The following is a 26,492-nucleotide window of genomic DNA, read 5'->3' as shown; positions in this document are numbered from 1 at the left end:
TGGCGCGAGAACCACTATACCCAACCTCGCTCCCGTGCGAGACGGACCGCCGCGTGACGGTTCTCCGCCCCGAGCTTCGTCACGGCCGAGGAGAGGTAGTTCCGCACGGTCCCCTGGGACAGCGCGGCCCGCTCGGCGATCTCCGCGACGGGCGCGCCGTCCGCCGCCAGCTCCAGCACTTCGGCCTCCCGCGCGGTCAGCGGGGAGTCGCCGGCGGCGATCGCGTCGGCGGCCAACTCGGGGTCGACGTAGCGGTTTCCGGCGTGGACCGTGCGGATGATCTCCGCGAGCCGCTGCGCGCTGACGGTCTTGGGGACGAACCCGCGCACACCCGCCGCGAGCGCCCGCTTCAGATGTCCCGGCCGCCCGTGTCCGGTCACGATCAGCACCCGGCAGCCGGGCAGCTCCGCCCGCAGGGATGTGGCGACCTTCACACCGTCCGCGCCGGGCATCTGCAGGTCCAGTACGGCGACGTCGGGGGTGTGCGCCCGCGCCATGGCCAGTGCCTCCGGTCCGGAGGCCGCCTCGGCGACGACCGTCAGATCGCCCTCGAGCGACAACAGTGCGACCAGCGCGCCCCGGATCAGGTGCTCGTCGTCGGCCAGCAGCACGCGCAGGGGTCCGGATGACGTCATGAGGCGACCTCGTTCGCTTCGCGAGGGGCGGGTACGGCGGCGGCGTGGCCGGCGTCCGACGGCAGCGGGACCTCGGCCGTCAGCCGGAACATCCTGCTCCCGGCGGGTCCGGCCCGCAGGGTCCCGCCGATCTCCGCCAGCCGCTCCCGCAGTCCGACGAGCCCGGAGCCCCGGCCCGTGCCGCCGCCGTCCGGAGCCCCGTCGTTCTCCACCGTCAGCACCACCCGTCCCGCCAGCACCCGCACGCTCACCGTGCACCGCCGGGCGTCCCCGTGCCGCAGCACGTTGGTGGCCGCCTCCCGCACCGCCCAGCCGAGGGCCGCCTGCACGGGGGCCGGCAGCCCGGCCGTGGGTCCGATGACCGTGCACTCGATGCCGGCCGCCGTCAGCACGCCCTGGGCGCCCGCGAGCTCGCCGGCCAGGTCGGCCTCGCGGTAACCGCGCACGACGTCGCGCACCTCCTTCTGGGTCTCGTGCGCGAGGCGCTGCACCTCGACCATCTGCGTCACGGCCTCCGGGCGCCCCCGCTGGGCCAGTTGCACGGCCAGCTCGCTCTTCAGCGCGATCACGGTGAGGTTGCGCCCCACCACGTCGTGCAGGTCGCGCCCGAACCGGAGCCGCTCCTCGGCGACGGCGAGCCGGGCGCGGGTCTCCCGGGCCTCGTCCAGTTCGTAGACGGCGTTGAGCAGCCAGCCGGAGAAGAGGTAGGTGAAGGCGAAGAACCCGCCGCCGACCAGCACGACCAGGGCGGTGAACAGGGCGACCACGACGGGCATGCCCAGGGCGGCGGCCACGGCCAGCGTGCCCGCCGCGAACCCCGCCACGGAGGTGAGCACCCGCCGCCGGCCGCGGACGCCGATGGCGACCGCGCCGGCGCCGAAGGTCACCACCACGGCGAAGACCCCGCCGGCCGCCCCGTCGACGTTCTCCCCCGCGGGCCCGTGCGCGGCGACGAGGAGGGCGGCGACGGCGGTCACCGTGGTGGCGGCGCCGAGCGTCCACAGGGTGCGGACGGGCTGCTCGCGCCCGCCGCGCAGCCAGTCCAGGGCGCGGGAGGCGGTCACGGCGCAGAGCACGCTGTGCACGGCGGCCAGGGACATCAGCAGGGTCGCCAGCCGGGGTCCCACCTGGCCGAACACCGGAGCGCCGGCCGAGACGAACTCGATCCCCGCGAACGAGTGGAACGACCACCGTGTGTACGTCTCGATCTTCGCCGGTGTGCTCTTGCGCCGCCACCAGCCGCCCGGGCCGCTCATCCGCCGTGTCTCCCTGCCCTCGTCCGTGTCAGCGCCGCGGTTCCCACCGGAACCACCGGCGTACAGCAAACACCGCCAGAACGGTCCAGGCCACCGCCGCCGCGACGGCGCCCAGCGCCTCGGCCGCCGACAGGTCGCCGGTCCAGCCGCCGCGCACCAGGGTGACGACCGGGGTGAGCGGCAGCAGCTCGCAGAAGGAGGCCAGCCGGTCGGGGAGCAGCTCCAGCGGGACGAACATGCCGGAGCCGAGCATCGAGACGAACATCAGCGGCATCGGGGTGACCTGCGCGCTCTCCCCGGTCCGGGTGTGGCTCGCGGTGACCGCCGCGAGCGCGGCGCACATCACCAGGCCCAGCAGCAGGCCGAGGACGGCCAGGTGCGGGGCGGACGGCGCGGGCAGGTCGAGCAGCACGGAGCAGCCCACCGTCAGCAGCAGGCACTGCGCCAGCCCGGTGAGGACGGCCGGCAGCGCGGACCCGCCGAGGATCTCGGCGTCCCGCAGCTCGCCCGTGCGCAGCCGCTTGAGGACGAGCTCCTCGCGGCGGACCACGAAGATGCCGACGAGCGCGGAGTACACGGCGAACAGCAGGGAGAAGCCGACGGCGGCGGGCAGGACGACGGTGCCGGGGGTCAGTCCCGCCTCGGCGAGGTCCATCTCCTCGGCCGCCGACCGCACGCTGAGCGGCAGCACCAGCGGCACGAACAGGGCGGCGACGAGCGTGCCCTTGCTGCGTCCCAGGAGCGTCAGTTCGGCGCGGGCGAGCGAGGTCATCCGGCTCATCGGTGTGGTCGTGGTGGTGCTCATGCCGCGTACTCCTTCGGCGTCGTCGCGCCCGCCGACGCGTCCTTGGCGATCCCGAGGAACGCCTCCTCCAGTGACGCCGACCGCACGTCCAGCCGGCGCAGATCCACTCCGGCGCCCTGCGCCCACGTCAGCAGTCCGGTGGCGGCGCGCTGCAGTTCACGGGTGCGCAGCCGGACGGTCCTGCCGTCCACCGTGTGGTCGCTCACGCCCAGTTCGGCGAGCGGCGGCAGATCGCCGACGAAATAGCCGTCCGGCAGCTCGAAGGTGATCCGGGACGGTTCGGTGGCGGTCACCTCGGCGGGGGTGCCGGTGATCGCGATCCGGCCCTCGTGCATGATCGCGAGCCGGTCGGCGAGGTTCTCGGCCTCCTCCAGGTAGTGCGTGGTGAGCAGCACGGTCGTCCCGCCGTCGCGCAGCGCGCCGACCAGCTCCCAGGTGTCCCGGCGGCCCTCGGCGTCGAGCCCGGTGGTGGGTTCGTCGAGGAACAGCACCTCGGGGTCGCCGAGCAGCGCGAGCGCCAGGTCCAGCCGGCGCCGCTGGCCGCCGGACAGCTGCTTCACCCGGACTCCGGCCTTCGACTCCAGCCCGACCAGGGCCAGCACCTCCCGCTCGGGGCGGGCCCCGCTGACGCATCCCGCCCACATCCGGGCGGTCTCGGCGACGGTCAACTCGGAGGGGAAGCCCCCTTCCTGGAGCATGACGCCGGTGCGGGGCCGGATGGCGGCGCGTTCGGTGTACGGGTCGTGGCCGAGCACCCGGACCTGCCCGCCGGCCGGGGCGGCGAGTCCTTCCAGCAGTTCGACGGTGGAGGTCTTGCCCGCTCCGTTGGTGCCCAGCAGGGCGAAGACCTCCCCGCGCCGCACGGAGAAGTCGATCCCGCGCACCGCCTCGAACCCGCCCCCGTAGACACGTCGCAGGCCGGTGACCTCAATCACGTGTTCGTGTTCGTTCGCTTCCATGCTCCGAGCATCCCGGCGGCCGGGGCGCCGGGGCAGTGCGCGCTGTCATCGCGGGGCATGACATATGTCAGACGGGGTGCTCGCACGGCACACGAAAAGACCCCGGTCCGAGGGACCGGGGTCTCATTTCCCGAGCGGACGACGAGGCTCGAACTCGCGACCTCAACCTTGGCAAGGTTGCGCTCTACCAACTGAGCTACGTCCGCATTGCCTCCGACCGGCTCTCACCGATCGGCGCGGGCACCAGCCTACCTGATCCACAAGGGTTCCCGGTACGGCGGTGCGGAGCGGGTGACAGGAATTGCACACTGCGCCTTCCCCCTGGAAGGGGGATGTTCTACTACTGAACTACACCCGCAAGTCTCCGTGAGCCGGGGCCTTTCGGCCTCGCCCCTCGGCGTGCTCCAGACTCTAGCTGATCAGCGGGGGTGCTGCGCAAGTCGGTTGCCGGGAGGGGCGGGTGACCGGCCGTCGGCACGGATCACCCGACCGGCCCCGGCGGCCGTCGCGCGGCCGGCTCACTGCGCCGCCGCGAACGCCTCGTAGACCTTCTTGGGGATCCGTCCCCGCGCGGGCACGTCCATCCGGTTCGCCTGCGCCCAGGCGCGCACGGCGGCCGGGTCGGGGGCGACCTCCGTCTGCCGGTACGCCTTGCCGGAGCGTGACCGCTTGCGTCCGGCGTCCACGTAGGGCGCGAGCGCCTTCCGCAGTTCGCCCGCGTTGGTTTCATTGAGGTCGATCTCGTACGACTTGCCGTCAAGGCCGAAGGCGATCGTTTCCGCCGCTTCCGAGCCGTCGATGTCGTCAAAGAGAGTGACTACGACCTTCTGCGCCACGAATATCGGTCCCTTCGTGCGGCACCTGTCGTCCGGCGCGTCCGTGACGACGTGCCGGGACGTCGCCGAGATGTCGGCCGTCCGCCTGTAATCGGGCAAAGTATCTGCTAATGACAATTCATTTGTACAGTGCCCGGCATTGCATTGTGAAGCCCGACTAAATCTGTCCGCGTGTCCGGGGCGCAATAGCGATGTGCGAGTGAACGCGGATCTTTCCCGGATCTTTTCCCAGGAGTCTCCCGGCGAGGCCGGATCGTGACCGCGCTCACGTAGATTCCTACAACTCTACTCGCGTAGAAATTTTGTACGGGTAGTCTGAAGGAACCTGCTCAGCACCACACACCGGGAGTGCCAGTGGCACGCGTCGTAGTCGACGTCATGCTCAAGCCGGAGATCCTCGACCCCCAGGGCCAGGCGGTGCAGCGCGCACTGCCGCGACTGGGTTTCGAAGGGATCTCGGACGTCCGCCAGGGAAAGCGATTCGAACTGGAAGTTGACGGGCCGGTCGACGAGGCCGCGCTCGCCCGTATCCACGATCTTGCGGAATCCTTCCTCGCCAACACCGTGATCGAGGACTTCACCGTGCGCGTCGAGGAAGTCGCGGAGGCCGTGAAGTGACCGCTCGTATTGGCGTCGTCACTTTCCCCGGCAGTCTGGACGACCGGGACACGCAGCGCGCGATCAGCGTGGCGGGCGCCGAACCCGTCTCCCTCTGGCACAAGGACAAGGACCTCAAGCAGGTCGACGCCGTGGTGCTCTGCGGTGGTTTCTCGTACGGCGACTATCTGCGCGCCGGCGCCATCGCCCGCTTCTCGCCGGTCATGGACACCGTCATCGAGCAGGCCAAGGCCGGCCTCCCGGTCCTCGGCATCTGCAACGGCTTCCAGATCCTCACCGAGGCGCACCTGCTCCCCGGCGGCATGCTGGGCAACGACCACCTGCACTTCATCTGCCGCGACCAGAAGCTGCGGGTGGAGAACGCGGACACCGCCTGGACCACCGACTACACGGCCGGCCAGGAGATCCACATCCCGCTGAAGAACATGGACGGCCGGTACGTCGCCGACCGGCGGACGCTGGACGAGCTGGAGGCCGAGGGCCGGGTCGCCTTCCGCTACCTGGACGTCAACCCCAACGGCTCGCTCAACGACATCGCCGGCATCACCAACGCCGCGGGCAACGTCGTCGGCCTCATGCCGCACCCCGAGCACGCCGTCGAGTCGCTGATCGGCACCGGTCGCACCGACGGCCTCCCGTTCTTCACCTCGATCCTCAAGAAGCTGGTCAACGCATGAGCCGGACGCCTCTGGACACGGTCGAGCACGCGGCCGGGACCCCCGACGTCGAGCTGCCCTGGGCCGAGCTGGGCCTGAAGAAGGACGAGTACGAGCGGGTGGTGGAGATCCTCGGCCGCCGCCCGACCGGCGCCGAGCTCGCCATGTACTCGGTGATGTGGTCCGAGCACTGCTCGTACAAGTCCTCCAAGGTCCACCTCCGCCAGTTCGGCGAGAAGGCCCCGGAGAGCGACGCCCTGCTCGTCGGCATCGGCGAGAACGCCGGCGTGGTCGACGTCGGCCAGGGCTACGCGGTCACCTTCAAGGTCGAGTCGCACAACCACCCGTCGTACGTCGAGCCCTACCAGGGCGCGGCCACGGGTGTCGGCGGCATCGTCCGCGACATCATCGCGATGGGCGCCCGCCCGGTCGCCGTGGTCGACCCGCTCCGCTTCGGCGCGGCCGACCACCCCGACACCAAGCGCGTGCTGCCCGGCGTCGTCGCCGGCATCGGCGGCTACGGCAACTGCCTGGGCCTGCCCAACATCGGCGGCGAGGTCGTCTTCGACGCCTGCTACCAGGGCAATCCGCTGGTCAACGCCGGTGCCATCGGCGTCATGCGGCACGAGGACATCCACCTCGCGAAGGCGTCCGGCGCGGGCAACAAGGTCATCCTGTACGGGGCCCGCACCGGCGGCGACGGCATCGGCGGCGCGTCGATCCTGGCCAGCGAGACCTTCGACGACGCCAAGCCCTCCAAGCGCCCGGCCGTCCAGGTCGGCGACCCCTTCCAGGAGAAGCTCCTCATCGAGTGCACCCTGGAGGCGTTCCGGGAGAAGCTGGTCGTCGGCATCCAGGACCTGGGAGCCGCGGGCCTGTCCTGCGCGACCAGCGAGCTGGCCTCCAACGGCTCCGGCGGCATGCGGGTGACGCTGGACGACGTCCCGCTGCGCGACTCGACCCTGTCTCCCGAGGAAATCCTCATGAGCGAGTCGCAGGAGCGCATGTGCGCGGTCGTGGAGCCGGAGAAGGTCGACCGCTTCCTCGAGATCTGCGACAAGTGGGACGTCATCGCCACCGTCATCGGTGAGGTGACCGACGGCGACCGCCTGGAGATCTTCTGGCACGGCGGCAAGATCGTCGACGTGGACCCGCGCACCGTCGCCCACGAGGGCCCGACCTACGAGCGCCCGTACGCCCGCCCGTCCTGGCAGGACGCGCTCCAGGCGGACGACGCGGGCAAGCTGCCGCGCCCGGAGACGTCCGAGGAGCTGAAGGACCAGGTCCTGAAGCTGGTGGGCTCGCCCAACCAGGCGTCCAAGCAGTGGATCACCCAGCAGTACGACCACTTCGTGCAGGGCAACACCGTGCTCGCGCAGCCGGAGGACTCCGGCATGATCCGCATCGACGAGGCGTCCGGCCTCGGTGTCGCGATCGCCACCGACGGCAACGGCCGGTACGCCAAGCTCGACCCGTACACGGGCGCCCAGCTGGCCCTCGCCGAGGCCTACCGCAACGTGGCGACCACCGGCGCCAAGCCCCTCGCGGTCTCCGACTGCCTGAACTTCGGCTCGCCCGAGGACCCGGCGGTCATGTGGCAGTTCGCCGAGGCCGTCCGCGGTCTGGCCGACGGCTGTCAGCAGCTCGGCACCCCGGTGACCGGCGGCAACGTCTCCCTGTACAACCAGACGGGCGAGGCCGCCATCCACCCGACCCCGGTCGTCGCGGTCCTCGGCGTCATCGACGACGTGGCCCGCCGCACGCCGGTCGCCTTCCAGGAGGAGGGCCAGCTGCTGTACCTCCTCGGCGACACCCGTGAGGAGTTCGGCGGCTCGGCCTGGTCCCAGGTCGTCCACGACCACCTCGGCGGCCTGCCGCCCAAGGTCGACCTCGAGCGGGAGCGGCTGCTCGCCGAGATCCTGATCTCCGCCTCCCGCGACGGCATGATCGACTCCGCGCACGACCTGTCCGACGGCGGTCTGGTCCAGGCGGTCGTCGAGTCGGCGCTGCTCGGGCGGAAGGGCGCGCGGCTGGTCGTACCGGACGGGCTCGACGCCTTCACCTTCCTGTTCTCCGAGTCGGCCGGCCGCGCCGTCGTCGCCGTGCCGCGCTCGGAGGAGCTCCGCTTCAACGACATGTGCGGCGCGCGCGGCCTCCCGGCCACCCGCGTCGGAGTCGTCGACGGCGACACGGTCGAGGTCCAGGGCGAGTTCGCGCTCTCCCTCGCCGAACTGCGCGAGGTGCACGAGGGCACGATCCCGGCGCTGCTGGCCTGATCCCCCGCCCCTCTCCCGCACGGAGACGAAGCCCCCGCCCGGTCCGCCGGCCGGGGGCTTCGGCGCACCCGCCGCCGCATAGGCTTCCGCCATGCCACCGGCCAAGAAGCGCACCCGTTCCTACGATCCCGGCAGGACCCGCGCCGCCGTACTGGCGCAGTTCGGCAACGTACGGGCGGCCGTGCGCACCCTCACCCCGGAGCAGCTCGCCCTGCCCACCCGGCTCGGCGACTGGACCGTACGGGAACTGGTGGCGCACATCGGGACGGCGCTCACGGCGGTGGACCGGCTGCTCGACGAGCCGGAGCCCGCGCGGCAGGACGGGCACCTGCTCGACTGGCCGTCCGCCATCGCCGCCGACGCGGACGCCATCGCCGCGACCGCACGCCGGCACGCGGCGGACCACCCCGACCTGGACGCCCGCCTCGCGGAGGCCGAGCAGCGCTTCACCGCCCGCCTCGACACCCGTCCCGGCGGCCGGCTGCTCCCCACCAGCGCGGGCGCGCTGCCGCTGGCCGACTACGTGGTCACCCGCACCGTGGAGCTCGTCGTCCACACCGACGACCTGAACGCCGCCGTGCCCGGCCTCGGCATCCCCTTCGACCGCCAGGCGCTCGCCGCCTGCGTCCGGCTGCTGGCCGACGCGCTCGCCGCGAAGGCGCCCGGCGGCTCCACGGAGGTACGGATCCCGCCGTACGCGGTCGTGCAGTGCGTGGAGGGGCCCCGGCACACCCGCGGCACTCCGCCGAACGTCGTCGAGACCGACCCCCTGACCTGGATCCGGCTGGCCGCCGGGCGGACGGCCTGGGCGGACGCCGTGGCCGACGCCCGGGTGAGCGCCCGTGGGGAGAGGGCGGACCTCGGGTCCTGGCTGCCACTGCTGGGGTGAGCCGGGAACACAAGGGGAACCACTTGCTCCCCGTCCCCGTCGAATGGGCATGTACAGGCAGAAGCACAAGCAGCGCATGACCCTGACGGCAGTCGCCCTGCTCGCCGTCCCGCTCGCGGCGGCCTGTGGCAGCGAGAAGGCGGGCGCCGGCAGCGGCACCGCGAAGGCGGAGAAACCCCTCGCGGGTGTCCGCTGGACCCTCGACAGCGTCACCGTCGACGGCACCACCCGCCGCGCCCCCGACGGGGCGAACCTCACCGTCGACGACAGCGGCGGCGTCGAGGGCAGCTACGGCTGCAACCTGTTCAGGGGCCGCGCCACCTTCGAGGGCGACCGTGTGCGGTTCGGCGGCCGGGAGAGCACGAAGAAGGCCTGCTCCGAGCAGGTCATGGAGGTCGAGAGCACCGTGGCCCGCACCCTCGGCGACGGCGCCCTCACGGCCGACGTGACCGAGGACCGCCTCACCCTCACCACCGAGTCCGGCGACACCGTGCGTCTGAGCAGGACCGAGGACAGCCCGCTGTACGGCACCACCTGGACGGTCACCACCCCGGCCCTCGGCAAGCGCGCCCACCTCACCTTCGACAAGGAGAAGGGCACCGTCGCCGGCAGCCTCGGCTGCAACCAGGTGAACGCGGACGCCACGGTGCGCGACGGCCATATCACCCTCGGCGTGCCGGGCATGACCCGCATGATGTGCGAAGACTCACTCATGGACGGCGAGAAGGCCCTGACCAAGCTGTTCAACGGCACGGTGGACTACCAGATCGATGGCAGGACCCTGACGCTGACCAGCGGAAACGGAACCAGTGTGCGGGCCGTCGCACAGCGCTGATGCGGCTTTGAGGGCTCATCCCGCATTCGGACCAGTGGTCGACCTCGCCTACACTCGGAGGCGTGCCACGTGGTGACGGACGACTCAACCACGACCTGCTCCCCGGAGAGAAGGGCCCCCAGGACGCTTGCGGCGTCTTCGGTGTCTGGGCTCCGGGCGAAGAGGTCGCCAAGCTCACGTACTTCGGGCTCTACGCCCTCCAGCATCGGGGCCAGGAATCCGCGGGAATCGCGGTCAGCAACGGCTCCCAGATCCTCGTCTTCAAGGACATGGGCCTGGTTTCCCAGGTCTTCGACGAGACCTCTCTCGGTTCGCTCCAGGGTCATATCGCGGTCGGACACGCCCGCTACTCGACCACCGGCGCCTCCGTCTGGGAGAACGCCCAGCCGACGTTCCGCGCCACCGCGCACGGATCCATCGCGCTCGGCCACAACGGCAACCTGGTCAACACGGCGCAGCTCGCCGACATGGTCGCCGAACTCCCCAAGGAGAACGGCCGCGCGCCCAAGGTCGCGGCCACCAACGACACCGACCTGATCACCGCCCTGCTGGCCGGCCAGCGCGCCGCCGACGGCGAGCCGGTGACCGTGGAGCAGGCCGCGCACGCGGTCCTGCCCAAGGTCAGGGGCGCCTTCAGCCTCGTTTTCATGGACGAGAACACCCTGTACGCGGCCCGTGACCCGCAGGGCATCCGCCCGCTGGTCCTCGGCCGGCTGGAGCGCGGCTGGGTCGTCGCCTCCGAGTCCGCCGCCCTCGACATCTGCGGCGCGAGCTATGTGCGCGAGATCGAGCCGGGCGAGTTCGTCGCCATCGACCAGAACGGTCTTCGCACCTCCCGATTCGCGGAAGCGAAGCCCAAGGGCTGTGTCTTCGAGTACGTGTACCTGGCCCGCCCGGACACCGACATCGCCGGCCGGAACGTGTACCTCTCGCGTGTCGAGATGGGCCGCAAGCTGGCGAAGGAAGCCCCGGTCGACGCCGACCTGGTCATAGCGACCCCGGAATCGGGCACCCCGGCCGCCATCGGCTACGCGGAGGCGTCCGGCATCCCGTTCGGCGCCGGCCTGGTCAAGAACGCGTACGTCGGACGTACGTTCATCCAGCCGTCGCAGACCATCCGGCAGCTCGGCATCCGCCTGAAGCTGAACCCGCTCAAGGAAGTCATCAAGGGCAAGCGCCTGGTCGTGGTCGACGACTCGATCGTCCGCGGCAACACCCAGCGCGCCCTGGTCCGCATGCTCCGCGAGGCGGGCGCCGCCGAGGTCCACATCCGGATCTCCTCGCCGCCCGTGAAGTGGCCGTGCTTCTTCGGCATCGACTTCGCGACCCGCGCCGAGCTGATCGCCAACGGCATGACCATCGACGAGATCGGCACCTCGCTGGGAGCCGACTCCCTCTCGTACATCTCCATCGACGGCATGATCGAGGCGACCACCATCGCCAAGCCGAACCTGTGCCGCGCCTGCTTCGACGGCGAGTACCCGATGGAGCTGCCCGACCCCGAGCTCCTCGGCAAGCAGCTCCTGGAGACCGAGCTGGCCGCGGGCACCGCCGCTCCGGCCGCGGTCGACGCGATCCGCCGCCCGTAAGCCCTGACGGACGACACGAAAGCTCTCACAGTCATGTCCCAGAACACTGGTGCCAGCTACGCCGCGGCGGGCGTCGACATCGAGGCGGGCGACCGCGCCGTCGAGCTGATGAAGGAATGGGTGAGGAAGACCCGCCGCCCCGAGGTCCTCGGCGGCCTCGGCGGGTTCGCCGGCCTCTTCGACGCCTCCGCCCTCAAGAATTACGAGCGGCCGCTGCTCGCCTCCGCCACGGACGGCGTCGGCACCAAGGTCGACGTCGCGCGCCGGATGGGTGTCTACGACTCCATCGGCCACGACCTGGTCGCCATGGTCATGGACGACATCGTGGTGTGCGGCGCCGAGCCGCTGTTCATGACCGACTACATCTGCGTCGGCAAGGTCCACCCCGAGCGCGTCGCCGCGATCGTCAAGGGCATCGCCGAGGGCTGTGTGCTGGCCGGATGCGCCCTGGTCGGCGGCGAGACGGCCGAACACCCCGGTCTGCTGGGTCCGGACGACTTCGACGTCGCCGGGGCCGGTACGGGCGTCGTGGAGGCTGACCGGCTGCTCGGCCCGGAGCGCATCCGTACGGGTGACGCGGTGATCGCCATGGCCTCCTCCGGCCTGCACTCGAACGGCTACTCCCTCGTCCGGCACGTCCTGCTCGACCGGGCGGGGCTCGCCCTGGAGGCCCGGATCGACGAACTGGGCCGCACCCTCGGCGAGGAGCTGCTGGAGCCCACCAAGATCTACTCGCTGGACTGCCTGGCGCTGATGCGCACCACCGAGGTGCACGCGTTCAGCCACGTCACCGGCGGCGGGCTCGCGGCCAACCTGGCCCGGGTGATCCCCGACGGGCTGCACGCCACGGTGGACCGCTCCAGCTGGACGCCCGCGCCGGTGTTCGAGCTGGTCGGGCGGACCGGCTCGGTCGAGCGGCTGGAGCTGGAGAAGACCCTGAACATGGGCGTCGGCATGATCGCGATCGTGCCGCAGGAGTCCGTCGACGTGGCGCTGGCGACGCTGGCCGACCGCGGGGTGGACGCCTGGGTGGCCGGTGAGATCACCGACCGCGGCGAGCACACCACGGGCGCGGCGCTTGTCGGTGACTACGCGAACTGAGCACGCGGAAGGTGCTGCCCGCGCGGTGACCGGCGGGCAGCACCGTCCACGGAGGCGGTCCGCCCGGCATGGGCAGCACTAAACCCGGTAGGTGACCGGGGTCACCTACCGGGCTGGTGGTCGGCGCAGGGTCAAGCGCCGCGACGATGTTGCGAGGACGGTCCGTCGTCGTCCTCGTCGTCGTCCTCATAGAGGTCGGCGTACCGTGCGTACAGGTCGTCGTCTTGCTCATCGTCCTCCAAAGGCTCACCGTTCGGTGGCTGATTCGAAGGCGATGCACCCAGCTCCTCGGCCAGGCGTGAGAGGTCAGTCCCACCGCTGTTGTACTTCAGCTGGCGGGCGACCTTCGTCTGCTTGGCCTTGGCCCGGCCGCGCCCCATGGCTCGACCCCCTCAACGACGGGGCTCGACGGCCCCAGAGTCTTGACACGCGTTCATGGTCCAGAACGGACTCTCCGCGGAGAGTCCGGTCCGTAGGGCTTCCACGGTACCTGAGCCCGCGCCCATACGGTACGTCGCCCGCATGACGTGCCCGCGCCCAGGACCCTCGAGGCGCCCTGTCCTCGCTGGTCAGACGCGATTTTAACCACTTATCGACGGTCGACCCGCCGGGAGAAGTGAGAGTTCTCTCCACGTGCCCGCCGACGGGTACCGCTCACATGTACGAGAACGCCCCGGGCGGGGCGGCCCCGTTCCTGTCGTCGCGGTCAGCGCGCCGGGCGTGCCTCCGCCATCCGCTGCTCGGCGATCCGGTCGGCCGCGGCGGCCGGCGGAATCCCGTCCTCCTTCGCACGTGCGAATATGGCGAGCGTGGTGTCGAAGATCTTCGACGCCTTCGCCTTGCACCGGTCGAAGTCGAAGCCGTGCAGCTCGTCGGCGACCTGGATGACACCGCCGGCGTTCACCACGTAGTCCGGCGCGTAGAGGATGCCGCGGTCCGCGAGGTCCTTCTCGACGCCCGGGTGGGCGAGCTGGTTGTTGGCGGCGCCGCAGACCACCCTGGCGGTGAGCACCGGCACGGTGTCGTCGTTCAGCGCCCCGCCGAGCGCGCACGGGGCGTAGACGTCCAGGCCCTCGGTGCGGATCAGCGCCTCGGTGTCGGCGACGGCGGACACGCCCTGCGGGTGCCGGTCGAGGATCCGCCGCACGGCGTCCTCGCGCACATCGGTGATCACGACCTCGGCGCCCTCGGCGCGCAGGTGCTCCACCAGGTGGTGGCCGACCTTGCCGACGCCCGCGACGCCGACCTTGCGGTCGCGCAGCGAGGGGTCGCCCCACAGGTGCTGGGCGGCGGCGCGCATGCCCTGGTAGACGCCGAAGGAGGTGAGCACGGAGGAGTCGCCCGCGCCGCCGTTCTCGGGGGAGCGGCCGGTGGTCCAGCGGCACTCGCGGGCCACCACGTCCATGTCGGCGACATAGGTGCCGACGTCGCAGGCGGTGACGTACCGGCCGCCGAGCGAGGCCACGAACCGGCCGTAGGCCAGCAGCAGCTCCTCGGACTTGATCCGCTCCGGGTCGCCGATGATCACGGCCTTGCCGCCGCCGTGGTCGAGCCCGGCCATGGCGTTCTTGTACGACATCCCGCGCGCGAGGTTCAGCGCGTCCGCGACGGCCTCCTCCTCGGAGGCGTACGGGTAGAAGCGCGTGCCGCCGAGGGCGGGGCCCAGCGCGGTGGAGTGGAGGGCGATGACGGCCTTGAGGCCGCTGGCGCGGTCCTGACAGAGCACGACTTGCTCGTGGCCCCCCTGGTCCGAGTGGAACAGGGTGTGCAGGACGCCGTCAGATACGTCGGTCACTGTGGTGACTCCTGAGTCAGTAGCGGCGGGTGGGGACGGCGCCCGTAGAGGTGGCGGGAGCCGCGTGGCACGAGAGTAGATCCTTACCCGTCCGTCGGCGGCACCGTGTCGCGGATCACCTCCGACCGGAGTACCGCCGTGCGACGATTTGCTCGGGTTTACCACCCGTCCGGGCGGGGACCTTGCAGGTTTTCCCGGCGGTGCGCGGGGGAGGGAGCAGGCGTGCCCAAGGTGTTCTCGGTGATCGTCCCCTACGCGACCTACCTGCGCGTGTACGAACCGCTGGCCGCCTTCCCGGAACCGGAACGCGGCCACTGGGCCCGTTACGCCCGCCGCCCCGGCCGCCCCTCCTACCAGGACGAACTCCGCCGGGCGCTGACCGGTCTGGCGTCCACCCCGACGGCCCCGGTGCCGGCGCGCGAGAGCGACGACGCGTTCGTGCTGGAGAACGACGGCGTGGTCTGCGTCTGCCCCTGGCGCACCCGGCTGCGCGGCTGGCAGGCCCTGGGGGAGCTCGCGGAGGACTTCCCGCTGCCGGTCCTGGACGTGCTGCTGCCCCCGGCCGTACGGCGCCGGGCGACCCAGGACTACGAGCGCTGGCTGGCCGACAACCCCGACGCCCGGCCGTGGATCCGCACCTCGACCTGGCAGGTGCCGATCAACTGGTTCGTGCTCTTCTCCGACGACGAGCGGGAGTACGTCAAGGGCTCCGCCGACGAGGCGACCGTGCTGCGCTACCGGACCCCGATGGTGCAGGCCCGACGCCGGGTGGCGCGGGGGCTGCGGGCGCTGCGGGAGGCCGTGGACGAGAGCCCGCTGATCGACGGCCTGGTGGACGTCGGGCGCTGGCTGGAGGAGTTCCATCCGCGCTCGCTGGTCGAGCTGGACTACGGCGGACTGGTGCACGCCCTGCCGGCCGAGACGCTCCAGGACGACCACTCGGCGGCCGACGTGGCCGAGGGGATCGCGGCGCTGCGCAGGGGCGACGGGGAGGGCGCCGGGGCCGCCTACGGGCGCCTCGTGGAGCGCTGGCGCGCGGTGCGCGACCTGCGTTCGGCGAACTGACGTTTGACCAAACGCCGTTCTTGGGGTTTTGTCATCGCCCTGAGGTGTTCTGAGGTCCTGTCAGCGCGGGTCCTACAACGGACGTAGCCGCCGATCCGGGCGTATGTCCCAAGAGCGCCAAGCGTGACGGACCGCACTTACGCGGCCCTTGCGCCGCTTGCCCCTCTTCATGCCAAAATAGGACAAGGAGTCCGGGGAGGACTCCTCCGTCCTGCTGTGCTCGACTATGGGCGGAATCTCAGCATTGCACGCTTTGGGGGGTCCGGTGACTCCTGCGCGCTGGTGTGACTGATCGTCACACCAGCGTGACTGTCCGCTATGGCATGGTCCATCGGCTTCCGCGGCTGATGAACACCTGGGAGGGCAATTCCATCGGTTTGGCCGACGTGGCTGGACAGATGGTGTAGTTGTAGTGCCGAGGACAAGCCGTTCGTCCTATAACCGACTCGACTCGCGTCCGCCATTTCGGGCAACGCGGGTCAAGGTGCAGAATTTAGAGGAAAGAACCGAGAAGGTTCGGTTCTCCCGAGGAGGCCGCTCATGACCGCTCGCACCCCTGATGCCGAGCCGCTGCTGACCCCGGCTGAGGTTGCCACCATGTTCCGCGTCGACCCGAAGACGGTCACGCGCTGGGCGAAGGCAGGCAAGCTCACGTCGATCCGCACGCTCGGCGGGCACCGCCGCTACCGCGAAGCCGAGGTCCGCGCACTGCTCGCGGGCATTCCGCAGCAGCGCAGCGAGGCCTGAACAACTGCATGATCCGGGTGGCAGCGGCCGGTCCCCCACCGGCTGAGGCGCCCGGGAACCCTTGCTCCAAGCGACGCGGGGACTGCCCCAACAGGCCCCTCGCCCCAGCAGATCAGAGCTTTCCGGGCAACTGAACAAGGGTGCGTCGTCGATCGCGCTGGACTCCGCCGGGTCCAGCGCGATCTTTTTTGTGCGCCGACACGTGCGCCGACACGTGTGGCGGCCCGGCCCCGGTGGACCTCCGAACGCACCCGGAGGGTGCTCTGTGCGCGGGCTTGTCGGACTCTGGGGGCGGTTGTGGGATCAGCTGTGCGCCGGCGGGTGCGGACCTCTCCCAGAGGTGCAATTGCACATATTAAATTGATCTGTTGTAGGAGAGGTGTAAGGGCGGCACTTCTCAAAACTCATGCGGTGACACCCGTCACATACCAGTCGGCTTGTCGAGTCTGCGGCATATGCGCTAGAGGGAAAGGGAGTTGCCTCCCGCCGGCCGCCGGGGGCGCCGGCGGGCGGGGTGGTGACGGGCCGGATGGGCGCGGGGCGGCGTCCGCGCCCCGTGCCCGGCCTGTGCCGCCATACGCCACCTCCAGGGGCCCGGGAGGGCCGTGTCGTGCTTCCTGGAGTACCGAGCGGCCGCGTGCCCGTCAAGGCGGCACAGCGGCGCTGAGTGTCGCGGGGCACCGGGCGGGCTCTGACGGGTGGTGGGCTCGCACGCAGAAGGCCCGCTTCCCAAGGGAAGCGGGCCTTCTGGTTGTTGCGGTCCTGACGGGATTTGAACCCGCGGCCTCCACCTTGACAGGGTGGCGAGCACTCCAAACTGCTCCACAGGACCAGGTTTCGCGGCGCCATTCCTGCGTTGCGCTGCGAGAAGGACTGTACAGGAGGGTGAGCCCGCTGGTCGAACTCACCCTCAGTGAAGGGGTCGTCACGGTGCCGCGGCGTCGATCGCCTTCACGATCCGCTTGTCCGACACCGGGTACGCCGTGCCGAGCGCGTGGGCGAAGTAGCTGACCCGCAGCTCCTCGATCATCCAGCGGATGTCCCGCACCGGCTGCGGCACCGGCCGCCCCTGCGGCATCTGCTCCAGCAGCCACGCGTACTCGTCCCGCATCTCGTGGACCTTCGCCATGCGCGTGGTGTCCCGCTGCACGTTCGCCGGCATCTGCTGCAGCCGCCGGTCCGCGGCCACCAGATACCGCATCAGGTCCGGCAGCCGCCGCAGCCCCGCCTCCGTGACGAAGCCGGGCCGTACGAGCCCGTCCAGCTGCCCGCGCACGTCCTGGAGGTTCGGGAGCAGCGCGGCGCTCCGTACGCCCTTCAGACGGCGCTCACAGGCCTGCCACGCCGCCAGCACCTGCTGCACCTGGCCCACCGCACGGACCGTGGTGTCCACGATCTCCGCGCGGACCTTGTCGTACAGCTTCCGGTAGGACTCCTCGTCCCACACCGGACCGCCGAAGTCGGCGATCAGCCTGTCCGCCGCGGCCGTCGCGCAGTCGTCGAACAGGGCCTGCACCGAACCGTGCGGATTCGCGGACAGCGCCAGCTTCTGCGCGTTCGTCAGCTTCTCGGAAGCGAACTTCGCGGGGTTCACCGGAATCCCGAGCAGGATCAGCCGGCGCGTGCCCTTCCACATCGCCTCCGCCTGTTCGACCTCCGAGTCGAACAGCCGGACCGAGACCGTCGCGCCGTCGTCCACCAGCGCCGGATACGCCTTCACCGGCTGACCGGCACGCCGGGTCTCGAACACCTGGGTGAGTGAACCGATCGTCCAGTCCGTCAGCCCCTTGCGCTCCAGCGACTCACCGCCCTGACGCTGCGCGGTCGCGGCGGCCGCCTGGGACAGCGCCTGGCGGGCCTTCGGCCGCAGCCGGAGCTTCAGCGCCTCGAGATCCTTGTCCTCGGCCAGCTTGCGGCGCCGCTCGTCGACGATCCGGAACGTCACCCGCAAGTGGTCGGGCACCCGGGACCAGTCGAAGTCCTCCGCCTCGAACGGCACCCCGACCATCCGCTTCAGCTCACGGGCCATCGTGACGGTCAGCGGCTCCTGCAGCGGCACCGCACGCTCCAGGAACGCCTTGGCGAAGTTCGGCGCCGGCACGTAGTTCCGCCGGATCGGCTTGGGAAGCGAACGGATCAGCTCCGTGACGACCTCCTCCCGCAGCCCCGGGATCTGCCAGTCGAACCCCTCGTCCGTGACCTGGTTCAGCACCTGCAGCGGCACATGGACCGTCACACCGTCGGCGTCCGCGCCCGGCTCGAACTGGTACGTCACCCGGAACTTGAGCGGGCCCTGCCGCCAGGAGTCCGGATAGTCCGCCTTGGTGACCGCCTCCGCCGACTCACGGATCAGCATCTCGCGCTCGAAGTCGAGGAAGTCCGGCTGCTCGTGCCGCTTGTGCTTCCACCACGAGTCGAAGTGCGCCCCCGACACCACGTGTTCGGGGATCCGCTGCTCGTAGAAGTCGAACAGGGTCTCGTCGTCGACCAGGATGTCCCGGCGCCGCGCCCGGTGCTCCAGCTCCTCGACCTCGGTCAGCAGCCGCCGGTTGTCGGCGTAGAACTTGTGGTGCGTGCGCCAGTCGCCCTCGACCAGCGCGTTGCGGATGAACAGCTCCCGGGAGACCTCCGGGTCGATCCGGCCGTAGTTCACCTTGCGCTGCGCCACGATCGGCACGCCGTACAGCGTCACCTTCTCGTACGCCATCACGGCCGCCTGGTCCTTCTCCCAGTGCGGCTCGCTGTAGGTCCGCTTGAGCAGGTGCTCCGCCAGCGGCTCCACCCACTCCGGCTCGATCTTCGCGTTGACCCGCGCCCAGAGCCGGGACGTCTCCACCAGCTCGGCCGACATCACGAACCGCGGCGGCTTCTTGAACAGCGCCGAACCCGGGAAGATCGCGAACTTGGCGTTCCGCGCACCCAGGTACTCGTTCCGCCCGCCGTCCTTGCGGCCCGCCGCGCCCGAGTCCTTGGACTCCTTCACGTCCTTCATGCCGACGTGCGACAGCAGACCGGCGAGCAGGGAGACGTGGACACGGTCCTCGGGGGCGTCCTCCTCGTTCAGATGGATGCCCATCTGCTTGGCGACCGTGCGCAGCTGCGTGTAGATGTCCTGCCACTCGCGGATCCGCAGGAAGTTCAGGTACTCCTGCTTGCACATCCGCCGGAACGACGAGGAACCGCGCTCCTTCTGCTGCTCGCGGACGTACCGCCACAGGTTCAGGTACGCGAGGAAGTCACTCGACTCGTCCCGGAACCGGGCATGCTGCTGGTCCGCCTGGGCCTGCTTGTCGGCGGGCCGCTCCCGCGGGTCCTGGATGGACAGCGCGGCGGCTATCACCATCACCTCGCGGACACAGCCGTTGCGGTCCGCCTCCAGCACCATGCGGGCCAGCCGCGGGTCCACCGGCAGCTGGGCCAGCTTCCGCCCGGTCTGCGTCAGCCGCTTGCGGGGGTCCTTCTGCGCGGCGTCCAGCGCGCCCAGCTCCTGCAGCAGCTGCACACCGTCGCGGATGTTGCGGTGGTCCGGCGGGTCGATGAACGGGAACTTCTCGATCTCGCCCAGGCCGGCCGCCGTCATCTGCAGGATGACCGAGGCGAGGTTGGTCCGCAGGATCTCCGCGTCCGTGAACTCCGGACGGGACAGGAAGTCGTCCTCGCTGTACAGCCGGACGCAGATACCGTCCGAGGTACGGCCGCAGCGGCCCTTGCGCTGGTTGGCGCTGGCCTGCGACACCGGCTCGATCGGCAGCCGCTGCACCTTCGTGCGGTGGCTGTAGCGGGAGATCCGGGCGAACCCGGGATCGATGACGTACTTGATGCCCGGCACGGTGAGGGACGTCTCGGCGACGTTGGTCGCCAGCACGATGCGGCGGCCGCTGTGCTGCTGGAACACCCGGTGCTGCTCGGCGTGCGACAGCCGGGCGTACAGCGGCAGCACCTCTGTCGACCGGTACCGCTTCCTGGTCAGCGCGTCGGCCGTGTCCCGGATCTCCCGCTCACCGGAGAGGAAGACCAGGATGTCGCCGGGTCCCTCCGCCATCAGCTCCTCGACGGCGTCCGTGATCGCGGTGATCTGGTCGCGGTCGGCCTCGTCGGAGTCCTCCTCCAGCAGCGGCCGGTAGCGCACCTCCACCGGGTACGTGCGCCCGCTGACCTCGATGATCGGCGCGTCGCCGAAATGCCGGGAGAAACGCTCGGGGTCGATGGTCGCCGAGGTGATGACGACCTTGAGGTCCGGACGCTTCGGCAGCAGCTGGGAGAGATAGCCGAGCAGGAAGTCGATGTTGAGCGACCGCTCGTGGGCCTCGTCGATGATGATCGTGTCGTAGGCGCGCAGCTCGCGGTCGGTCTGGATCTCCGCGAGCAGGATGCCGTCGGTCATCAGCTTCACGAACGTCGCGTTCGGATTCACCTGGTCGGTGAAGCGGACCTTCCAGCCGACGGCCTCCCCGAGCGGGGTGTCCAGCTCCTCGGCGACCCGCTCGGCCACCGTGCGGGCGGCGATGCGCCGGGGCTGGGTGTGCCCGATCATGCCCCGCACGCCCCGGCCCAGCTCCATGCAGATCTTCGGGATCTGGGTGGTCTTGCCGGAACCGGTCTCACCGGCGACGATCACGACCTGGTGGTCACGGATCGCCTCGGCGATCGCGTCCTTCTTCTGGCTGACCGGCAGCTGCTCGGGATACGTGACCGCGGGGACCCGGGCGCGCCGCCCGGCCATCCGCTCCTCGGCCCCGGCGACCTCGGCCTCGATCTCCGCCAGCACGGCGGAGCGGGCCTCCGGCTTGCGGATCCTGCGGGCGCCCTCGAGCCGTCGGCCGAGCCGGTGCGCGTCGCGCAGGGACAGCTCGGCGAGGCGGGGGGCGAGGGAGTCGAGAGCGGGGGCAGAGTGCGTAGACATACGGACTCCAGGATCTCATCCCGCGGAAATTCGCGGCCAATGATTTTGCCGGGGCACACAACAAGGCCCCGATCGAGGATCGGGGCCTTTGCTGTGGCTGGGGCCGGGGTCGAACCGGCGACCTATCGCTTTTCAGGCGATCGCTCGTACCAACTGAGCTACCCAGCCGCGGTGTTTCACGTGAAACACCAGCGGTCCTGACGGGATTTGAACCCGCGGCCTCCACCTTGACAGGGTGGCGAGCACTCCAAACTGCTCCACAGGACCAAGCGTGTCGTACGACAGTGTCGCACAGGGTGGTGCGTGCCCCCAACGGGATTCGAACCCGTGCTACCGCCTTGAAAGGGCGGCGTCCTAGGCCGCTAGACGATGAGGGCTATCGGCCCGCCTGCGCGCTTCTCAGCGCGTCGGGGACGTGAGAAGCATATGGGATGGCGGGAGCGTTCGCCAAAACGGTTTACGGCGCGGGGCTCGAGGGCCTGTCCGAGGGGGTCCTGGAGGAGCCGGGGGAGGAGGGCGACGGCGAGGTCGGCGCGCCCGGCTGGTTCTCCTTGGGGATGTGGCGGCTCACCTCCGCCGTGGTCAGGCCGAGGCCGCCCAGTTCGATGGAGTCCCAGGCCTGGAGCCGGCGTGTGTCGCGGTCGAAGTAGAGGATCGACGTCTCGATCGGGTCCGGGTACTTGCCCTCGATGGCGCGCAGACCGCTGCCGCCGGTGGAGCCCTCGACGCGGAGCCGGGTGCCGTACTTCATCGTCTCCGTCTTCTCGTGGTGGATGTGGCCCGCCAGGACCAGCGGCACTGTGCCGTCGACCTCGCGGGCCGCGGAGGGCTCGTGCGCGATCGCCACGTCCACCGGCGTGCCCGCGGCCCGCTGGTCGCGCAGGGCCGAGGCGAGGCGGGCGCCCGCCAGTTCCTGGGACTGCTCGGCCCCCGTCTTCTCCGAGCGGTCCGGGGTGAACTGCGGATCGCCGATGCCGGCGAAGCGCAGCCCCGCGATGGTCGTGGCCCTGCCGTCGTCGAGGACGTGGACGTTCTTCAGGCCGGTGAGATAGCGCTGGGTGACGCGCGAGTCGTGGTTGCCGCGGACCCAGACGTAGGGGGCGCCCAGGTCCTCGATGGGGTCCAGGAAGCCGTTCTCGGCGGCGCTGCCGTGGTCCATCGTGTCGCCCGAGTCGACGATCACGTCCACCTGGTACTGCTCCACCAGCGAGGCGATGATCTTCCAGCTGGCCGGATTGAGGTGGATGTCGGAGACGTGGAGCACCCGGATGGTGGTCGGGTCGGGCCGGTAGGCGGGCAGCGTGGAGGTGGCGTCGTAGAGCTTGGTCACGTTGGTGACCAGACGCGCCAGCTCCTTCTGGTAGACGTCGAACTCGGTGACGATGCTGCGGGCGTCGCCGACCAGCGAGGGCGCCGAGGAGAGCAGACCGGAGAACTTCGGCTCGAGCACGGAGTCGGGCTTCCAGGTGGCGTAGGCCGTTCCGCCGGAGGCGGCCAGCAGGCCGAGGGCGAGGCCGCCGGCGGCGAGGGCCCTGCGGGGGCGGCGGTAGACGGCGAGGCCGAGCGCGGTGGCGCCGGTGACCACCGCGACACAGGAGCGCACGGCGAGGTCGGCGGTGCCGTGGGCGATGTCCTGGGTGACCTCGTCCTGCAGGCCGGAGAGGCGTTCCGGGTGGTCGACCAGCGCCTGGGAGCGCTCGGGGTCCAGTTGGTCGACGTTGACGTCCAGGCGGACGGGGGCGATGTGGCTGTCGAGCTGGAGGGCGCCCAGGGGCGAGATGTTGATCTTCGTGCCGCCGGTGACGGAGGGGCGCAGGGTCATGGTCGTGTTCATCGGGCCCACGGGGACATGCACGTTCCCCACGACCAGCAGTCCCAGCCAGGCGCCGAGGACGACCACGGCGACCAGGCCGGCCGCGCGCACCCAGGGGCGCGGCTGCGGGGCCAGGCCGAGCGCCGGAGCCGGGGGCCGGCGGCCCGGGCGGGCGAGGGCCCGCGGGACCCGTCGGATGCGGTGGAGGACGTTCGTCACGGGGGAGGGGACGCGGACCATTGGTCCCGTATGCCCAAGCCGGCGGCCGGATATGCGGGGGCCGGGCGCGACTCGTACGGACGGCTCGTGCCCGACAATGGCTCTGTGCTGGAGATGACGCGCGAGACGTTCGAGGAGCTGGTCGCCGAGGCGCTGGACCGGATCCCGCCGGAGCTGACCCGACTGATGGACAACGTCGCGGTGTTCGTGGAGGACGAGCCGCCGGCGGACGACCCGGAGCTGCTCGGGCTGTACGAGGGCACTCCGCTGACGGAGCGGGGCGAGTGGTACGCGGGGGTGCTGCCGGACCGGATCACCATCTACCGGGGGCCGACGCTGCGGATGTGCGAGTCCCGGGAGGACGTCGTCGCCGAGACGGAGATCACGGTGGTGCACGAGATCGCACACCACTTCGGGATCGACGACGCCCGGCTGCACGCGCTCGGCTACGGGTAGGCCGTGCGCGTGTCTTCTTGCGGGTGGCGGGAGTTGGGGTTGTTGACCCCGTACTCCCATCGGAGGTGGCTCCGTGCGCCGCTTGTACGTAACCGTCCGCCTGGCCGCCACCGTCGTGGCCGTCGCCGCTGCCGCAGGCTGCATGAGCGTGGGTGAGGACGGTGCGGGCCCGGGCGCCGGACCGTCGCACTCCACGGAGAAGCGGCACGGTGAGGCGCCGGACGGCGGCGCGACGGTGTCGGGGGGCGGCGGGTACGGCGCCGTGACGGCCGACGGGGAGCGCGGGGGCGGCGCCGGGCGCGGCGGCGAGGGGGAGAAGGACGGGAAGAAGAAGGGCGCCTCCGCCGAGGCCTCGCCGTCCGCGGGGGCGAGCCGCTCCACGCCGGCCGGCGGCGGGCCGGACGGGCCCGCGGGACCCACCCCCGACGACCGGCCCGTTCCGCCGCAGCCGTCGCGGACCCCGGAGCCGGAGCCCACGCCGACGCCGCCCGAGCCCTCGGCCCCGCCGGAGCCGACACAGGCGGAGCCGTCCTCGTCGGCGCACGAGCCGCCCGAGACCCAGCTGGCGCACCGGGAGCCCGCGCCGGAAGCGGGGGCACCGGTCTGAGCCCTTACACTGCATACGTGCTTCCTCGCACACCGACCCCCTCGCTCACCTGCCGGTTTGCTTTCGGGGTGCCAGGGTGCGTATGGTGGCAGATCGTTTGATCCTATTTGCTCGGCGCCACTGCAGAGCGCGCCGTGTGGCGCGTACTCTCCCTTACCGTGGTGGACCGCATCGAGGCGGTCGTTTTGCGAATCGCGAATCACGGAGTTGACGGGCGCGTGCCGAAGAGACTCCGGAAGGTTTCGCATTCGTATGCCCATCGCCAGTACTGATCACGTCGTCGTGCCCGAGAACGCCGAGAACGTGACGGACACCGACATCGACGCCACCACCGAGGTGGCGGCCCCCGAGACCACCTTCGCCGACCTCGGCCTGCCCGAGGGCGTCGTGCGCAAGCTCGCGCAGAACGGCGTGACCACCCCCTTCCCGATCCAGGCCGCGACCATCCCGGACGCCCTGGCCGGCAAGGACATCCTCGGCCGCGGCCGCACCGGCTCCGGCAAGACCCTCTCCTTCGGTCTGCCGACGCTGGCCACGCTGGCCGGCGGCCGCACCGAGAAGCACAAGCCGCGCGCCGTCATCCTGACGCCGACGCGTGAGCTGGCCATGCAGGTCGCCGACGCCCTCCAGCCCTACGGCGACGTCGTCGGCCTGCGGATGAAGGTCGTCTGCGGCGGCACCTCCATGGGCAACCAGATCTACGCCCTGGAGCGGGGCGTCGACATCCTGGTCGCCACCCCGGGCCGACTGCGCGACATCATCAACCGCGGCGCCTGCTCGCTGGAGAACGTGCAGATCGCCGTCCTCGACGAGGCCGACCAGATGTCCGACCTCGGTTTCATGCCCGAGGTCACCGAACTGCTCGACCAGGTGCCGCCGGGCGGTCAGCGGATGCTGTTCTCCGCCACCATGGAGAACGAGATCAAGACCCTCGTCGACCGGTACCTGAAGGACCCGGTCAGCCACGAGGTGGACGCGGCGCAGGGCGCGGTGACGACCATGTCGCACCACATCCTCGTCGTGAAGCCCAAGGACAAGGCGCCGGTCACCGCGGCCATCGCCTCCCGCAAGGGCCGCACCATCATCTTCGTCCGCACCCAGCTGGGCGCCGACCGCGTCGCCGAGCAGCTGCGCGACGCCGGCGCCAAGGCGGACGCGCTGCACGGCGGCATGACCCAGGGCGCCCGTACCCGCACGCTGGCCGACTTCAAGGACGGTTACGTCAACGTCCTCGTCGCCACGGACGTCGCGGCGCGCGGCATCCACGTCGACGGCATCGACCTGGTCCTGAACGTGGACCCGGCCGGCGACCACAAGGACTACCTGCACCGGGCCGGCCGCACGGCGCGGGCCGGCCGCACCGGCACGGTCGTCTCCCTTTCGCTGCCGCACCAGCGCCGCCAGATCTTCCGGCTGATGGAGGACGCGGGCGTCGACGCCACGCGCCACATCATCCAGGGCGGTGCCGCCTTCGACCCGGAGGTCGCCGAGATCACCGGCGCCCGGTCGATGACCGAGGTGCAGGCCGAGTCCGCGGGCAACGCGGCGCAGCAGGCCGAGCGCGAGGTCGCCCAGCTCGCCAAGGAGCTGGAGCGGGCGCAGCGCCGTGCCTCGGAGCTGCGTGACGAGGCCGACCGTCTGGTGGCCCGGGTCGCGCGGGAGCGCGGCGAGGACGTCGAGACGGTGGTGGCCGAGGTGGCCGCCGCGGCGTCGGACGAGGCCGAGGTCACGCTGCCCGAGCAGCCGACCGCGCGGGACGTCGAGCGGACCGAGCGCGTGGAGCGTACGGACGCCCCGGCGCCGTACGAGCGGCGCGAGCGCCGTGACGACCGTGGCGGCCGTTCCTTCGAGCGTCGTGACGACCGTGGTGACCGCGGGGGGCGTTCGTTCGAGCGTCGTGACGACCGTGGCGGTTTCAACCGCGACCGCGACCGGGACCGCGGCGGCTTCCGCCGTGACGACCGCCGTGACGACCGTGGCGGCCGTTCCTTCGAGCGTCGTGACGACCGTGGTGACCGTGGCGGGCGTTCGTTCGAGCGTCGTGACGACCGTGGCGGCTTCCGCCGTGACGACCGCCGTGACGACCGTGGCGGCCGTTCCTTCGAGCGTCGTGACGACCGTGGTGACCGCGGTGGGCGTTCGTTCGAGCGTCGTGACGACCGTGGCGGCTTCAACCGCGACCGCGACCGGGACCGCGGCGGCTTCCGCCGTGACGACCGGGGCGGCCACCGTGGCAGCGACCGCCCGTTCAACCGCGACCGCCAGGGCGACCGTCCGGGCTTCCGCTCCGGCTCCCACGACCGCCCCAACGGCCGTCGTGACGACCACCGCGGTGGCGGCTCCTTCGGCCGCCGCGACGACAAGCCCCGCTGGAAGCGCAACGGCTGACACGGCCTCACCCGGCCGGCCGGGAGGGCCCGCACGACACCCGT

The 26,492-nt window shown here is 71.0% G+C and carries 21 protein-coding genes and 6 tRNA genes; 12 read left to right on the top strand and 15 right to left on the bottom strand.

Going from position 1 to position 26,492, the window contains the following annotated elements; translation table 11 throughout:
- Positions 1 to 14: 14 nt before the first annotated feature.
- The 7 genes from CNQ36_RS16635 to CNQ36_RS16605 all read right to left on the bottom strand — a co-directional run bounded on the left by CNQ36_RS16635 (position 15) and on the right by CNQ36_RS16605 (position 4,491).
- Positions 15 to 635, bottom strand: a complete 621-nt coding sequence (locus tag CNQ36_RS16635; protein WP_121546581.1) for a response regulator transcription factor — start codon at positions 633 to 635, stop codon at positions 15 to 17.
- Positions 632 to 1,891, bottom strand: a complete 1,260-nt coding sequence (locus CNQ36_RS16630) for a sensor histidine kinase (protein WP_121546580.1) — start codon at positions 1,889 to 1,891, stop codon at positions 632 to 634. Before CNQ36_RS16630 ends, CNQ36_RS16635 begins: the two co-directional genes overlap by 4 nt.
- 28 nt (positions 1,892 to 1,919) lie before the next feature.
- Positions 1,920 to 2,696 (bottom strand): ABC transporter permease, encoded by a 777-nt coding sequence (locus tag CNQ36_RS16625; RefSeq protein WP_121546579.1) that lies wholly within the window; start codon positions 2,694 to 2,696, stop codon positions 1,920 to 1,922.
- Positions 2,693 to 3,655 (bottom strand): ABC transporter ATP-binding protein, encoded by a 963-nt coding sequence (locus CNQ36_RS16620; RefSeq protein ID WP_121546578.1) that lies wholly within the window; start codon positions 3,653 to 3,655, stop codon positions 2,693 to 2,695. The genes CNQ36_RS16625 and CNQ36_RS16620 overlap by 4 nt, the downstream gene beginning before the upstream one ends.
- Before the next feature lie 133 nt (positions 3,656 to 3,788).
- A tRNA-Gly gene (locus CNQ36_RS16615) sits at positions 3,789 to 3,861 on the bottom strand.
- Positions 3,862 to 3,941: 80 nt separating this feature from the next.
- Positions 3,942 to 4,013, bottom strand: a tRNA-Gly gene (locus CNQ36_RS16610).
- 160 nt (positions 4,014 to 4,173) lie between these two features.
- Positions 4,174 to 4,491: a histone-like nucleoid-structuring protein Lsr2 gene (locus CNQ36_RS16605; RefSeq protein WP_004929562.1), complete on the bottom strand. Its 318-nt coding sequence runs from the start codon at positions 4,489 to 4,491 to the stop codon at positions 4,174 to 4,176.
- Between the two features lie 354 nt (positions 4,492 to 4,845).
- Between CNQ36_RS16605 and purS the strand changes: the two genes are divergently transcribed.
- The 7 genes from purS to purM all read left to right on the top strand — a co-directional run bounded on the left by purS (position 4,846) and on the right by purM (position 12,455).
- Positions 4,846 to 5,109, top strand: a complete 264-nt coding sequence (purS, locus tag CNQ36_RS16600; RefSeq protein WP_010045045.1) for a phosphoribosylformylglycinamidine synthase subunit PurS — start codon at positions 4,846 to 4,848, stop codon at positions 5,107 to 5,109.
- Positions 5,106 to 5,786 carry a phosphoribosylformylglycinamidine synthase subunit PurQ gene (purQ, locus tag CNQ36_RS16595; RefSeq protein WP_121546577.1) on the top strand — a complete coding sequence of 227 codons (681 nt, stop codon included), beginning with the start codon at positions 5,106 to 5,108 and terminating at the stop codon, positions 5,784 to 5,786. The genes purS and purQ overlap by 4 nt, the downstream gene beginning before the upstream one ends.
- The gene (gene purL / locus CNQ36_RS16590) at positions 5,783 to 8,041 is read left to right on the top strand and encodes a phosphoribosylformylglycinamidine synthase subunit PurL (RefSeq protein ID WP_121546576.1); all 2,259 of its coding nucleotides are present in this window, start codon (positions 5,783 to 5,785) and stop codon (positions 8,039 to 8,041) included. Before purQ ends, purL begins: the two co-directional genes overlap by 4 nt.
- A gap of 91 nt (positions 8,042 to 8,132) precedes the next feature.
- On the top strand, positions 8,133 to 8,930 hold the full coding sequence (locus CNQ36_RS16585) for a maleylpyruvate isomerase family mycothiol-dependent enzyme (RefSeq protein ID WP_004929568.1): 798 nt from the start codon (positions 8,133 to 8,135) through the stop codon (positions 8,928 to 8,930).
- A gap of 49 nt (positions 8,931 to 8,979) precedes the next feature.
- Positions 8,980 to 9,765, top strand: a complete 786-nt coding sequence (locus CNQ36_RS16580; protein ID WP_163013280.1) for an META domain-containing protein — start codon at positions 8,980 to 8,982, stop codon at positions 9,763 to 9,765.
- A gap of 62 nt (positions 9,766 to 9,827) precedes the next feature.
- The gene (purF, locus tag CNQ36_RS16575) at positions 9,828 to 11,354 is read left to right on the top strand and encodes an amidophosphoribosyltransferase (protein WP_004929577.1); all 1,527 of its coding nucleotides are present in this window, start codon (positions 9,828 to 9,830) and stop codon (positions 11,352 to 11,354) included.
- A gap of 33 nt (positions 11,355 to 11,387) precedes the next feature.
- On the top strand, positions 11,388 to 12,455 hold the full coding sequence (purM, locus tag CNQ36_RS16570) for a phosphoribosylformylglycinamidine cyclo-ligase (RefSeq protein ID WP_004929580.1): 1,068 nt from the start codon (positions 11,388 to 11,390) through the stop codon (positions 12,453 to 12,455).
- 131 nt (positions 12,456 to 12,586) lie between these two features.
- Here purM and CNQ36_RS16565 read toward each other — a convergent pair whose 3' ends face one another.
- On the bottom strand, positions 12,587 to 12,835 hold the full coding sequence (locus CNQ36_RS16565) for a DUF3073 domain-containing protein (protein WP_121546574.1): 249 nt from the start codon (positions 12,833 to 12,835) through the stop codon (positions 12,587 to 12,589).
- Between the two features lie 326 nt (positions 12,836 to 13,161).
- A complete protein-coding gene (locus tag CNQ36_RS16560; RefSeq protein ID WP_004929589.1) occupies positions 13,162 to 14,250 on the bottom strand; it encodes a Leu/Phe/Val dehydrogenase in 1,089 nt (362 codons plus the stop codon).
- Between the two features lie 222 nt (positions 14,251 to 14,472).
- Here CNQ36_RS16560 and CNQ36_RS16555 point away from each other — a divergent pair, with 222 nt between their 5' ends.
- Together CNQ36_RS16555 and bldC are read left to right on the top strand one after the other, a co-directional pair.
- Positions 14,473 to 15,315 carry a DUF8083 family protein gene (locus tag CNQ36_RS16555; protein WP_121546573.1) on the top strand — a complete coding sequence of 281 codons (843 nt, stop codon included), beginning with the start codon at positions 14,473 to 14,475 and terminating at the stop codon, positions 15,313 to 15,315.
- Positions 15,316 to 15,855: 540 nt separating this feature from the next.
- On the top strand, positions 15,856 to 16,062 hold the full coding sequence (gene bldC, locus CNQ36_RS16550) for a developmental transcriptional regulator BldC (protein WP_003949541.1): 207 nt from the start codon (positions 15,856 to 15,858) through the stop codon (positions 16,060 to 16,062).
- A 757-nt stretch (positions 16,063 to 16,819) separates the two neighbouring features.
- On the opposite strand, the gene CNQ36_RS16545 is transcribed toward bldC, so the two are convergent.
- The 6 genes from CNQ36_RS16545 to CNQ36_RS16520 form a co-directional block, all read right to left on the bottom strand.
- A tRNA-Asp gene (locus CNQ36_RS16545) sits at positions 16,820 to 16,894 on the bottom strand.
- A 93-nt stretch (positions 16,895 to 16,987) separates the two neighbouring features.
- Positions 16,988 to 20,965, bottom strand: coding sequence for an ATP-dependent RNA helicase HrpA (gene hrpA, locus CNQ36_RS16540; RefSeq protein ID WP_121546572.1), 3,978 nt, complete (start codon positions 20,963 to 20,965; stop codon positions 16,988 to 16,990).
- 94 nt (positions 20,966 to 21,059) lie between these two features.
- Positions 21,060 to 21,133 (bottom strand) — tRNA-Phe (locus tag CNQ36_RS16535).
- A 24-nt stretch (positions 21,134 to 21,157) separates the two neighbouring features.
- Positions 21,158 to 21,232 (bottom strand) — tRNA-Asp (locus CNQ36_RS16530).
- A gap of 37 nt (positions 21,233 to 21,269) precedes the next feature.
- Positions 21,270 to 21,342 (bottom strand) — tRNA-Glu (locus tag CNQ36_RS16525).
- Between the two features lie 80 nt (positions 21,343 to 21,422).
- The gene (locus CNQ36_RS16520) at positions 21,423 to 23,018 is read right to left on the bottom strand and encodes a metallophosphoesterase family protein (protein ID WP_121546571.1); all 1,596 of its coding nucleotides are present in this window, start codon (positions 23,016 to 23,018) and stop codon (positions 21,423 to 21,425) included.
- A gap of 84 nt (positions 23,019 to 23,102) precedes the next feature.
- On the opposite strand from CNQ36_RS16520, the gene CNQ36_RS16515 reads away from it, so the two are divergent.
- From CNQ36_RS16515 to CNQ36_RS16505, 3 genes are all read left to right on the top strand, one after another.
- Complete coding sequence (locus tag CNQ36_RS16515; protein ID WP_030820428.1) at positions 23,103 to 23,453, top strand: metallopeptidase family protein; 351 nt, start codon at positions 23,103 to 23,105, stop codon at positions 23,451 to 23,453.
- 73 nt (positions 23,454 to 23,526) lie between these two features.
- Positions 23,527 to 24,060 carry a hypothetical protein gene (locus tag CNQ36_RS16510; RefSeq protein WP_121546570.1) on the top strand — a complete coding sequence of 178 codons (534 nt, stop codon included), beginning with the start codon at positions 23,527 to 23,529 and terminating at the stop codon, positions 24,058 to 24,060.
- A gap of 252 nt (positions 24,061 to 24,312) precedes the next feature.
- Entirely contained in the window at positions 24,313 to 26,448 is a 2,136-nt protein-coding gene (locus CNQ36_RS16505; protein ID WP_121546569.1) for a DEAD/DEAH box helicase, read from the top strand.
- The last annotated feature ends 44 nt before the right edge of the window (positions 26,449 to 26,492 follow it).

The sequence above is a fragment of the Streptomyces fungicidicus genome (assembly GCF_003665435.1).
GTDB classification, from domain to species: Bacteria; Actinomycetota; Actinomycetes; order Streptomycetales; family Streptomycetaceae; genus Streptomyces; species Streptomyces fungicidicus.
Note: the sequence above shows the minus strand (reverse complement) of the source record. Positions and strands in the feature narration are given on the sequence as shown.

Excerpts from the sequence above, each read along its gene's own strand:
- CNQ36_RS16505 (WP_121546569.1), top strand. The coding sequence starts at position 24,313 with ATGCCCATCGCCAGTACTGATCACGTCGTCGTGCCCGAGAACGCCGAG.
- CNQ36_RS16520 (WP_121546571.1), bottom strand. The coding sequence starts at position 23,018 with ATGGTCCGCGTCCCCTCCCCCGTGACGAACGTCCTCCACCGCATCCGA.
- bldC (WP_003949541.1), top strand. The coding sequence starts at position 15,856 with ATGACCGCTCGCACCCCTGATGCCGAGCCGCTGCTGACCCCGGCTGAG.
- purL (WP_121546576.1), top strand. The coding sequence starts at position 5,783 with ATGAGCCGGACGCCTCTGGACACGGTCGAGCACGCGGCCGGGACCCCC.
- CNQ36_RS16630 (WP_121546580.1), bottom strand. The coding sequence starts at position 1,891 with ATGAGCGGCCCGGGCGGCTGGTGGCGGCGCAAGAGCACACCGGCGAAG.
- CNQ36_RS16625 (WP_121546579.1), bottom strand. The coding sequence starts at position 2,696 with ATGAGCACCACCACGACCACACCGATGAGCCGGATGACCTCGCTCGCC.
- CNQ36_RS16580 (WP_163013280.1), top strand. The coding sequence starts at position 8,980 with ATGTACAGGCAGAAGCACAAGCAGCGCATGACCCTGACGGCAGTCGCC.
- CNQ36_RS16585 (WP_004929568.1), top strand. The coding sequence starts at position 8,133 with ATGCCACCGGCCAAGAAGCGCACCCGTTCCTACGATCCCGGCAGGACC.
- CNQ36_RS16635 (WP_121546581.1), bottom strand. The coding sequence starts at position 635 with ATGACGTCATCCGGACCCCTGCGCGTGCTGCTGGCCGACGACGAGCAC.
- hrpA (WP_121546572.1), bottom strand. The coding sequence starts at position 20,965 with ATGTCTACGCACTCTGCCCCCGCTCTCGACTCCCTCGCCCCCCGCCTC.
- purM (WP_004929580.1), top strand. The coding sequence starts at position 11,388 with ATGTCCCAGAACACTGGTGCCAGCTACGCCGCGGCGGGCGTCGACATC.
- CNQ36_RS16620 (WP_121546578.1), bottom strand. The coding sequence starts at position 3,655 with ATGGAAGCGAACGAACACGAACACGTGATTGAGGTCACCGGCCTGCGA.
- CNQ36_RS16565 (WP_121546574.1), bottom strand. The coding sequence starts at position 12,835 with ATGGGGCGCGGCCGGGCCAAGGCCAAGCAGACGAAGGTCGCCCGCCAG.